Raw genomic sequence first — 11112 nt, forward strand, 5'->3', positions numbered from 1 at the left:
ATGAATATATAATATATTATAAAACAAAATACATTTTATGTAATAAAACTGTCCATAAGTCAGATACGAGCTTTCGCAGAACAACGAAAATGTTCGTGATTATATTGTCAGCGAGGAAAGCCTGCGAGCTACGCTCTGCGGGAATTATCCCGAATACGTTAAAAGCCACAATATGGCGGCGGCTCCCGAAGCGCAGATAAAGGACGCCGATGCGACGCCCTATATGTTTCTGCAAAAACAGCTTGACCTTGTGGCATAGACATTGGTTATCCCGCAGGAAGCGGAGCATGAATTGGAACTTGAAAGGTAGGTGCAGAAAATGAAACTTGTTTATGTGTGTAGTCCGGTACGGGGCAATGTTGAGGAAAATCTAAAAAAGGCTAACCGCTACTGCGAGTATGTCGCAGGGTGCGGCCATATCCCGTTGGCCCCACACCTCGCTTGGCAGGGCTTTTTACAGGAAGAAATCCTCAGCAATCGGGAAAAAGCTCTTGAAATGGGAATGGGCTTATTAAAATACTGCTCCAAGGTTTGGGTGTGCGGTGACGAAATATCACAGGGTATGCAGGGCGAGATTGACGCCGCCGAAAAGCTGAATAAGCCTGTGATGTACGTCTTGCAGGAAAGGATTGATGAAAATTTGAAAATACGGCAAAGGCTTAAACCTTTGGGCGCAGACGATTGTATCGCCGACAGCAATAGAGAAAACTACGAAAACAAGATACTCGTCCTTGACCCTCAAACACTTATCACAAACGCCCACAACGCTCAAAACAGTTTATGGGTGGCATATAACGGCTTTGGCTGTACCTACGGCGCGAGAGGTCAGGCGGTGTACGCAAAAAATCTGTTTGACGGCAGAGAATCAAGGTGGGAACGCGCTGACTTCCTCGACGTTGTCAAGCCGGAGAGCTTGCAGAAATGGCTTGACGATATGCCTGTCCGAAACGAGGTTGCCCATTCGATGGCGTATGAGGCGGAGCGAACCGAGGAACAGGAGGACGGCTATGAGCGATAAGCAGGATTTAGATAAAAACGGTCAGGTGAAATGGTTTTGCGAGATTATCATAAATGTTGTTACAAGCTACGAGAGCGACGCCAATCATAAAATCTACTTTGACTATGACAGCGTTTTGAAACTGCTCGAACAGGCGCAAATAACGGCGATAGATACCGTACGGTGTCCGCGCCCCGAAAATTTGCCGACTGATATGCCGTGGTGCGAACGGCTGTACGGCGGCGATGAAGTATTTGACCCTTACGCCTTTGACGGCACGATGAGCATAGAGGATTACGAAAAAATGCACGAGCTTATGCAACTTGACGATGAGGAAAGCGAGGACATGGAGCGATGAAAACGAAACCCAAGCTAATCGTCTGCGCCTTGATTTTCATAATCGCGGTATCCTCAACGTGTTTTTCTCTATGGCTCTGCACAATATTCTGACAGGGCAAATGAGGATACTGGCGTTTACAGGGTTTTTCGAGTGTATCGGGAGCATGGCGGCAAGCAGACAACACCTACTGCTGTTTTTATGCTCACAGGGGTTTATGCATATTCTTGCGATGGTGTTTTTTCTCACGAATATGCAGCCGTACCAAAGCCACCTGAACATGGTCACGCCGGACATACAGACGCCCGCCGCAGTCGGGCAGTATCAGCACGGCTCGGCGAAGTGGCTTTCGGAAAAGGAAAAGGACAATGCTTTTAAGAGCATTATCCTTGACCCTGACGATAAATTGATAAAAGGGCTTTTGCAGAGCGGATACAACGGATTAGATTTTATGAAAGGCGAAACATAAGCGGCGGGATTCCCCGCCGCTTGGTGGTTAGGTTTTGTTAGGTACGAGTGTTGGTTTTTTGGCTGATGAGAGGCGTTATGCTTATACTCCTGTGCTTGGCACAACTTCTTCGGCATAGATGAACCAACAAATTTACTCTTATTGTACCATAAGCATCGCCCAAAACAAAGAAAAATTCTCCGTCCGTTATGCCTATCCAGACTGTTAAGGGGAACATGGAATAAAAAGCGCGTAGCGCGTTTATGTCGCGAAAGCCCCTTGACAGTCTGGATTTTTGCCGTGGCATTTCGCCGCAGAAAACGGGGAACAGGATAAAAAAACAATCCTGCCCCCGTTTCCGTCTGCTTCATTTTACATTAAGATCGGCTTCATTGGTACGGCGATTATCGTTTAGCTTTCTAATCTCGCGCCCGCCGCTGCCAAACTCCCGGTTAATCGTATTAATCTTGTTTTTTATCTTAATTGCTCTTTTCCGTAATAGCCGTTTTTCCGACAGATAATTTGAGCGCCTTTTCCTTTTTACTTGTTTTCAGAAACAACGCGGACAACAGGAAATGGCACATTTCACCGCACAAGAATGACAGGTAAATGCCTATCGTGCCAAAGACCGATGGCAACACCAACAAGAACAACTGGATAAAACCAATGCAGCGCAAAAATGAAAGAAGAATGGACTGTGTGCTTTGCTCGGTGACTTGGAAATATAAAATGTTCATCAGTGTTATACCAATCGGGAAAAACGCAAGGAAATAGTATTTCATCATATTGGCGGCCATGCTTGTGAGTTCAGGGCTATCCGGCACAAAGATAGACGCGAGTGTTCCTCCAAAGAAGAATATCCCGCCATAAATAATCGTTGTCAAAATAATCGCCGTTTTAATGGCAAGGCTACGAAGCACCTTCACAGTTATCATATTGCCGCCGCCATGATTAAAACTCATAATGGGCTGCGCGCCTTGCATGAGTCCAATCAGAACCATGTTGAACATGGAGCAGATATACATAACAATGCTGTAATACGAAACGCCTCCCGCGCCGACCCGCGCCATCAGGACGAGGTTGAAGCTGAAGGCAACGGCGGATTGGCTAAATTCCATCAGGAAAGAGGGCGTGCCGCTAAACAGGATTTTCTTTATATCCTTACAACGCCACCTCGCTTTTGCAAAACGAAGCACTCGTTTTTTCTTGAAAAAGTGGGTCATAAATATTAAAACTGAAACAGTCTGGCCAATACCTGTCGCTATCGCCGCGCCAGTTAAACCCATATCGAACACCATGATAAACAGGTAATCTAGAACGATGTTCACCACAGTGCCGCTCAATGTGCCAACCAGTTCACGGCGCGGCGCATTGTCGTTTCGCACGAAGATGCTCAGGCCCAGTCCCGGCATATAGACGATACCGAACAGGGCAATCCACCAAATATAATCCTGAGCGTAAGGCAGAAGCGCATCGTCCGCACCGAGCATCCGGCACACCATTGGTGTGAACAAAAGGACAAGCACGTTGAGAATAACGCCGATCGCTATCATCAGGTATATGCTCTGCAAGAAAATGTTATTTGCGGCTTTGTCATCCCCGCGTCCTCTGTTTGCGGAAAAGTGATTTGCGCCGCCGATAGCAATGAGCATTGTAATGGCAATTTCCAACATTATGAACGGATAAATAATATTGATAGCGCCCAGCGCCATTTTACCAACGCCGCGCCCGACGAAAATACCGTCAACAATGTTGTAAAGGGATGAAACGACCATGCCTATAACGGCAGGGATTGCGTACCCGGCAAACTCTTTGTCGATGCCATTATTTTTAAGTTGTGCTTTAGGCATAAAAAAGTACCTCCTCGGTACGATGTTGCCCATAATAAATAAAAAGGATAAACAAAACCTCCAATGCAATGGGCAAACCATTGTAAAGAATTTTTCGCTTATCCAGTATTTTTTCAATATACCCTCCGCGCTAAAAACCAGTATAGCAGAATGAATTTTGAATGTCAACCTTAGAATAATTGAAATAGTCAAAACAGGAAGATTGCGCTGGAAGATTGAAAATCAAGGATTTAACCGTCAGAAAAACTGGTAGGCACATATAACCCACGCATGCAGCTGGAATGAATGGGCATTAAAGAATTATTATCTAATGCAACAGATATCCGATTTCATGAAGCAGCTATATGAGTACTATGTACTACAGAAGCTTCGTATAAAAAAGAAGCAAAAAAATATATCTTCTGACCTGTTAGAAAGCTTGACAAGACACCTAACAGCAGAAGATATATCTAGAAGCGATATGCAAAGCATATCAACCAACTGAATTAAGTATACCAAAGGAAGTGATGTCTGCCAAGAGAAAATTCAACTAAATTATGCACAAAAAAGAGAATTGGATTATTATGGAAGTCAGATGTGGATAAAAGGTAGAATCAAAAAAAGAAATGTGGATCAATCTTATTTTGATAATTTAGAAGAAATTAGGCAGATATAAAAAGATTTACCTTTCAGAACTGAGAAAGAATCCATTCTATTGACAAATTTAAGATTGAATATTATTATAAAGTATAGTGCTACACTATAGTCAATACGAGGTTTAAATATTATGAATAACGATTATGAACAGTATATTACAATGAGTGAATTTGCCAAGTTGTGCGGGGTAACGAAGTTTACTTTATTCCATTATGATAAAATTGGCATTCTTAAGCCTGAGATGGTTGACGATAAAGGATATCGTTTTTACTCACTTCGTCAGTTGTCAATATACGACATCATCACAGTTTTAAAACAAGTTGGTATGCCTCTTAAAGTCATAAAAGGCTATCTTGAAAATCAGGACACACACTTCTTTTTGAAGATATTGGCGCAAAAGAAATTACAGCTCGATAAGCAATTAAAAGAGATTAAAAAGATGCAGAAGTTTTTGCAAAGTGCTATTGATACAACAAACTATGCGCTTGCTATAACTGGAGAACAGCCAAGATTAGAAGACAGGAATGAAGAGTATTTAATTGTTGCTGATATCTCTCAAGAACTCAGTAGCCGTGAACAGATGCAAAAAATATATGATCAGTATCATTACTGTGAACAAAATGATGTTTTTATTTCATTAGTTGTAGGTTTTATCATTAGTAAAGACAGTATCAATAATGGTGAATACCATCATGCAGACTATTTTTTTTGTACTACCGATAGCAAACATAACTGTGAGTCCCTGCATATAAAGCCAGCAGGAAAATATGCAATCATTGATCACGAGGGGCCGCGTGAGGAAATATCTGCCTCCTACGAGAAATTAAAGGCTTACATTGCTCAGCATCACTTGGAGATTGTCGGTAATACTTATGAATGTAACCTCCTTAATTCTTTGGCTGGAGGTAAGCCGGAAAATTATATAACGGAAATAGTGATAGAGGTTAAATGAATACGGCTATTTAGCGATTTCAGTCCTGCAGAACTTCTTCAAAATATTATGGCTCCGTGTTGTCCCATTGTAGGGAACAACACGGAGCCATAATATTTCCACGATACTATAACACACAAAAGTTAAGTATTAGAATGGGATGCATATTGTTTCAGGAGTGACTAGTAAAGTTAATATATTTAAAAAATGCACATTGTTGATACTATTTATGATTTTGATTGACTATAGCGTAACACTATATCGTATTATATTAAATTAGTTAAATATAAACCTGCCAAATTGAACAATATGCGTTAATAAAAACCTCATGCGTTAATAAAAACCTCTTGACAGATTAGTAAGGTGCCTGTATATTATTATTAAGGCACCTTACTATTTTGAAGTATTGTTAGGAGGAAATCAATATGTATGAAGAAAAGCATGATTTAATGGGACTGTTCTCACATCTGCAATGGCTGCTGCACAGACATTATCATCAGCATCGAATGGTCTGTGGTCCAATGGGCAATCCACATCGGGGTCAAGGCCGAGTCTTATCTTTACTGAAAATACAGCCTGAGATTACTCAAAAGGAATTGACATATCTGTTGGATATGCGTCCTCAATCCTTGGGGGAACTGCTAGCTAGGCTGGAACAAAACGGATATATCACGTGCACAACTTCCGAGAAAGATCGCAGAAGCATTGACATTAAACTTAAGTTCATACCCTTTACTATTGCATTTATAACAAAGTAAAAAAGCCCTTGACTATAGCCTTACACTATACCTTAGAATATTTAAAAGTAAGCTCTCTGGATATGCGGTAAAGGACACTGGAGAAAAATCGAGAATGGAACCGTCGCCATTATGTTTTTTTTTTGAACCTACAGTTAGCGTTGTCTAACCTCGCAAGGCGTTTTTTTAGCCTTTATAGTTAGATTTCACTAACTAGTTTATATAATTAGGAGTGAGTACATGCAGACACTGAAAGTAACAAAAGACAAAAAAGTGAACGGGGTTACAATCAAGCGGATAAGCCTGTTCCTAATATTTATTATTCTTACAGTTCTTTCTCTTATGATAGGTGCTGACAATAACGTAACCATTGGCAATCTTATTAAGATGGATGATACAGCAGGGCAGACCTTTATTATCAGCCGAGCGCCAAGAACCATCGCCATTATATTGACTGCATCTGGCCTCAGCATAGCAGGATTGATTATGCAGGCCATTAGCCGAAATAAGTTTATGTCTCCATCCACTTCCGGCACAACGGATGCGGCCATGCTCGGAGTTTTGCTATCTTATTTGTTAATAGGAAAACAGCCCCATATCATACAAGTAATATTTGCCTTTATCTTCGCTCTGTGCTCTACCATTTTGTTTATGACCGTTTTAAACAAAATTAAGCTCAGGGATGCGGTTTATGTTCCTCTTGTGGGTATGATGTATGGCGCTATTATTAAAGCTTTTACCACTGCAATTGCTTACCATTTCGGCGCACTGCAGATCGTATCTATTATCAGCCTTGGAACATTTAACCGTTTCACAAATTTTAACCTTCTCTACATAGTCTTAGTACCGTTATTTCTGTCTGTCATTTATGCGACACGTTTCAGTATAGCGGGTATGGGCGAGGATTTTTCTAAAGGCTTAGGACTTAATTATAAAAGGACTATATTCCTTGGGTTATGTATCATCGCTGTTATAAGTGCTGCCTCATTTGTAACGGTTGGTCCCATAACGTTTGTTGGGCTAATCATTCCCAATATGGTTTCGGCTTTTTATGGAGATGATGTAAAAAAATCTATTTTTGATGTGGCGGTTTTGGGTGCGGTATTTGTACTTTTATGTGATATTTTCAGTAGGCTGATCATTTATCCTTACGAGGTTGCGGTTGGCTTCACAATTGGTATAGTCGGCGGTCTAATCTTCCTGATTATACTTTTCAGGAGGATCAAATATGGAAAACAATAAACGCATTCGCAGAATGTTCTTTGTTTTGAGCATTCTGATTATAGTTGCAGTCATTATCTATTTTTACGCAAGGGTCATTGGAAAGTCTTTAGACTCAGGACTCCCACTTACAGCAGATATCGCTAAAAAAATAGCTTCCAGAAGCGCTATGAGCATCTTAGGTATGACAGTTAGTGCTGCGCTGATCGCTGTCGTCAGCTTAGCTTTCCAAACGATTACTGAAAATAGGATTTTAACGCCGAGCATGATCGGTTTTGATTCGGTTTTTATGGCTACACAATCCGTGCTTGTATTTTTGGCAAGCAGATGGGCTGTATCGAAGCATCTATTCAGCAATCCCTATCTTAATTTTTTGATCACGACCGGGATGATGATGGTAATTTCCATGCTGATGTACAGGATCATATTGAGAAAAAATAAAAATAACATCGTGTTTTTGCTGCTATTTGGTTTAATATTATCCGGTATGATACGGAGTTTTACAAATTATATTGAAGTGCTTTTAAATCCCCAAGAATTTCAACAGCTTAAGGCTGTGACATCCGTTACTATAACCAACATGAATACGGGTATTATTCTATTGGCCGCGCCCGTAATGCTAGTTCTCGTTTTTCTGTTTATGAGAAAAAGCCGGGAATATGACGTTATGCTTCTCAGTGAAAGCAACGCTAAAAGCTTGGGCGTTCCTTATACCAAGCGGTTGAATACGAACTTGATACTTATTGCTCTCGCCATGGCCATCACGACGGCGCTAATAGGCCCGCTTACATTTTTGGGATTACTCGCTGTGAATATTGCCCGAGAACTGTTTAGGACCTATAAACATTCTGTACTATTTATAGGTTCCATCCTTATCGCAATTTTATTTTTAGTATTAGGGCAAGGCATTGTAGAGCTTTTAAGATACGCAACTCCGGTTACTGTATTGATCGATTTGGTAGGAGGAGTATACATGATTTGCTTAATTTTAAAGGAGAACAAACTATGATTGAAATAAAAAACATATCCCAAGCATATGGCAATACCCAAGTGCTTAGGGAAGTAAACTTGATTATAAAGGAAAAGAGAATCACCGCTCTGATCGGGGCTAATGGAGCTGGCAAGAGCACCTTGCTGAATGTGGCTGCAAATTTGCTTGAACCATGTGCAGGTACTGTTTTACTTGACGGTAAGGATATTAAGGAGATGAAAAGCCAGGATATCGCCAAAAGAATTGCCATATTAAAGCAGACACAGCATTTAAATATGCGTATTTCTGTTAGGGATTTAGTTTCATTTGGAAGATATCCTCATAGTCAGGGTCGATTGAAAGATGAGGATGAGCAAAAAATAAGGCAAGCTATCGAGTATATGAATTTAAAAGAAATTGAGAATAAGTTCATTGACGAGTTATCAGGCGGGCAACGGCAAAGAGCCTATATTGCAATGATTCTTGCACAGGATACAAAATACATTTTTTTGGATGAACCGCTTAATAACCTGGACATTAAGTATTCTGTAGAAATGATGACTATACTAAGAAAGCTGGTCAAAGAACTTAGTAAAACGGTGATTATTGTCATGCATGATATCAATTTTGCCGCAGCCTATGCTGATGATATTGTTGCTATGAAGGGCGGTCAAATTATGAAAGAGGGAGCTGCACAAGACATTATTGATCAGACTGTTTTAACCGAAGTATTTGACCATGAATTCTGCATTGCCAATGTTTATGGTAAAAAAGTCTGCGTCTATTTCCCTCCTGAGGATAAATCAGCAAAAGGCGACGCTATTAATGAATAAATCAATATGCACTTATGTGTCCTTTGAAATAAAATCAAAGAGGTAAGGAGGTATCACAGAATGTTTCGAAAGACAACTTTATATTTATTTTGAGCATTTGATGGCAGGTATTATGCAGCGCAAAACTATGCGCAAAAAACAAATTTGTTAGCGTGCGGTAAAGCACCGCTAAAAATACAGGAGGTATTCAAAATGAAAAAAAGTATTTTATCAATGGTCATGGCGAGCATTATGGTTTTCTCCCTAACCGCTTGCGGCCAGGAAACTGCAACTCCCTCGGGAACTACAACTCCCGCTGACAGTGAAACTTCGGCTCCACAGGAGGATAAAACTGTTACCGTTAAAGATGCCACAGGGGAAGAAGTTACTGTCAAGGTCAATCCCAAACGCGTTGCAATTTATGATTTAGCAATATTGGACATATTGGACACAGTAGGTTTCGATAAAACGGGAATAGAAACGCTGGGACTTCCAAAAACAGAATCCAGCTTGCCGGACTATCTCGGAGAGTATCGGGACAATGATAAATATGTTAATGTGGGAACATTGTTTGAGGCCGATTATGACACACTGGATTTGCTTCAGCCGAATTTAATCATAGGTGGCGGACGTTTTGGCAGTAAAAATACAGAAGGCAAAACGATTGACGATGTCAAGAAGCGTTACCCCGATGCTGCATACATAGAGCTGGACATCGATTTATTTGTCGACGATGTAGAATACCCGTATGAAGAAGGGTTAAAGAGAAATTTCGATATCTTAAGCCAGATTTTTCCTGAATTAAAACCAGGACTTGATAAGGGAATAACAGAGCTTACTCAAGGTTTTGCTGATATCAGAGCGAAATCCGGTGATGCAGATACTTTGTTCCTTATGATTGGTCCTGGCTCTATTAGCTTCTATGGTCAGGAAGGCAGATATTCTTTGGTACACAAGGAATTTGGGTTCAAGCCTGCTGATACGACAACCCAAGAAAGCGGTTATCATGGAGCGGAAGTAAATGCAGAATATGTCAAGACCGAAAATCCTAAGGTTATACTTCTGCTGGACAGAAACGCTTCATTGGGACAGGAAGGCTCGGGTAAGGAATTCATGGCCAATTCTTTGATTCAAGAAACCGATGCATACAAAAACAACAATATCTATACTCTTGATAATACAGCTTGGTACCTGCTAACCGGAGGTTATACTTCGACAAAAAATATGATCGCGGATTTGCATCAATATACTGATACATTGAAGTAATACCGGCCCAGCGTTCTATAAAAAACAACATGGAGAGATCAAGTCTGGTTTTTACTGGGCAGATCTCTCCATGTTTATATTTGTGCTTTAGTGTCGAAGCTGAACAAACGCCCACCATTCGGGTGGAGAACGCGTTGTTCAATATGCTGGACAATGTCTCTGTGGTGGCTTCCTACTTCGACACCAACTACGAGGCGGTTGCAGAGTCAAAGACTCAGGTCCCGCTTTGCTCTAACACGGTGCACGGCAATGTTTCCGTCAGTGAACAGCTTGACGGTTTTGGCATAAAGTCCATAGCCCTCGACCTGCGCACCCCAAGTCATATGCGGGACGATTTTAGGCTTCTTGGGAAAGTGTTTCAGTGCGAGAATAAGGCACAAAAAATTATTGATTTTTATGACAAATATGAAAAGCTGATTTCAGAGCATATAAAAGATGTTCCGGAAGCGGATCGCCCGACCATGTTCTTTGAAATGCACTCTGGCCCATTCTCTACAGGACTTGCGGATTCTCCGTTCTACGAGCAGGTGGCGTTAGCGGGCGGACGTAATGTTGCCGCAAATATAGACAATACTTTGGCAGAGACAACGGAAGTGAGCGCAGAGTGGCTGGCGGAGCAAAATCCTGATTATATTCTCTGCGAATCTATTGGGCTTGGATATACGGCAACATCTATAAACTATTTAAGAATTACAAAAATCATTTAAAAAAAATCTATATAATCTTTGATCATATAACCATTAAAGACAAGTTTATTATTTTACAATTTTCATTAAAAATAGGAAAACGAGCAGTGCCACTTTGGTATAGAGTTTTTAAATATAAAGAAAATGGTAATAAAAATTTTAAACATGTTAAAGAAGGTTTAAACTTTATTTATTCAATAACAAAAGAATATGACTATGAA

Annotated in this window: 11 protein-coding genes; 10 read left to right on the forward strand and 1 reads right to left on the reverse strand. The window is 40.7% G+C overall.

From position 1 onward, the window contains the following. The first annotated feature begins 319 nt into the window (after positions 1 to 319). From GOQ29_RS00200 to GOQ29_RS00210, 3 genes are read left to right on the forward strand one after another with little or no spacing between them, the layout of a single operon-like run. Entirely contained in the window at positions 320 to 1018 is a 699-nt protein-coding gene (locus GOQ29_RS00200; RefSeq protein WP_203370341.1) for a DUF7768 domain-containing protein, read from the forward strand. Then, complete coding sequence (locus GOQ29_RS00205) at positions 1008 to 1355, forward strand: hypothetical protein (protein WP_203370342.1); 348 nt, start codon at positions 1008 to 1010, stop codon at positions 1353 to 1355. Before GOQ29_RS00200 ends, GOQ29_RS00205 begins: the two co-directional genes overlap by 11 nt. Beyond that, positions 1327 to 1803, forward strand: coding sequence for a TRAG family protein (locus tag GOQ29_RS00210; RefSeq protein WP_252187460.1), 477 nt, complete (start codon positions 1327 to 1329; stop codon positions 1801 to 1803). The genes GOQ29_RS00205 and GOQ29_RS00210 overlap by 29 nt, the downstream gene beginning before the upstream one ends. A 458-nt stretch (positions 1804 to 2261) precedes the next feature. Here GOQ29_RS00210 and GOQ29_RS00215 read toward each other — a convergent pair whose 3' ends face one another. Further along, entirely contained in the window at positions 2262 to 3632 is a 1371-nt protein-coding gene (locus tag GOQ29_RS00215) for an MATE family efflux transporter (protein ID WP_203370343.1), read from the reverse strand. A gap of 766 nt (positions 3633 to 4398) precedes the next feature. Here GOQ29_RS00215 and GOQ29_RS00220 point away from each other — a divergent pair. The 7 genes from GOQ29_RS00220 (at position 4399) to GOQ29_RS00250 (ending at position 10912) form a co-directional block, all read left to right on the forward strand. Then, the gene (locus GOQ29_RS00220) at positions 4399 to 5220 is read left to right on the forward strand and encodes a MerR family transcriptional regulator (protein WP_203370344.1); all 822 of its coding nucleotides are present in this window, start codon (positions 4399 to 4401) and stop codon (positions 5218 to 5220) included. A 404-nt stretch (positions 5221 to 5624) separates the two neighbouring features. Beyond that, complete coding sequence (locus GOQ29_RS00225; RefSeq protein ID WP_203370345.1) at positions 5625 to 5957, forward strand: MarR family winged helix-turn-helix transcriptional regulator; 333 nt, start codon at positions 5625 to 5627, stop codon at positions 5955 to 5957. Positions 5958 to 6176: 219 nt separating this feature from the next. After that, positions 6177 to 7178, forward strand: a complete 1002-nt coding sequence (locus GOQ29_RS00230; protein ID WP_203370346.1) for an ABC transporter permease — start codon at positions 6177 to 6179, stop codon at positions 7176 to 7178. Beyond that, the gene (locus GOQ29_RS00235; protein WP_203370347.1) at positions 7165 to 8166 is read left to right on the forward strand and encodes an iron chelate uptake ABC transporter family permease subunit; all 1002 of its coding nucleotides are present in this window, start codon (positions 7165 to 7167) and stop codon (positions 8164 to 8166) included. The genes GOQ29_RS00230 and GOQ29_RS00235 overlap by 14 nt, the downstream gene beginning before the upstream one ends. Beyond that, entirely contained in the window at positions 8163 to 8960 is a 798-nt protein-coding gene (locus GOQ29_RS00240) for an iron ABC transporter ATP-binding protein (protein WP_203370348.1), read from the forward strand. The genes GOQ29_RS00235 and GOQ29_RS00240 overlap by 4 nt, the downstream gene beginning before the upstream one ends. A gap of 192 nt (positions 8961 to 9152) precedes the next feature. Beyond that, entirely contained in the window at positions 9153 to 10205 is a 1053-nt protein-coding gene (locus tag GOQ29_RS00245) for a siderophore ABC transporter substrate-binding protein (RefSeq protein WP_203370349.1), read from the forward strand. Positions 10206 to 10348: 143 nt separating this feature from the next. Next, on the forward strand, positions 10349 to 10912 hold the full coding sequence (locus tag GOQ29_RS00250; protein WP_252187461.1) for an ABC transporter substrate-binding protein: 564 nt from the start codon (positions 10349 to 10351) through the stop codon (positions 10910 to 10912). Positions 10913 to 11112: the final 200 nt, after the last annotated feature.

Source organism: Anaeromonas gelatinilytica, assembly GCF_016820635.1.
GTDB classification, from domain to species: domain Bacteria; phylum Bacillota; class Clostridia; order Tissierellales; family SIT17; genus Anaeromonas; species Anaeromonas gelatinilytica.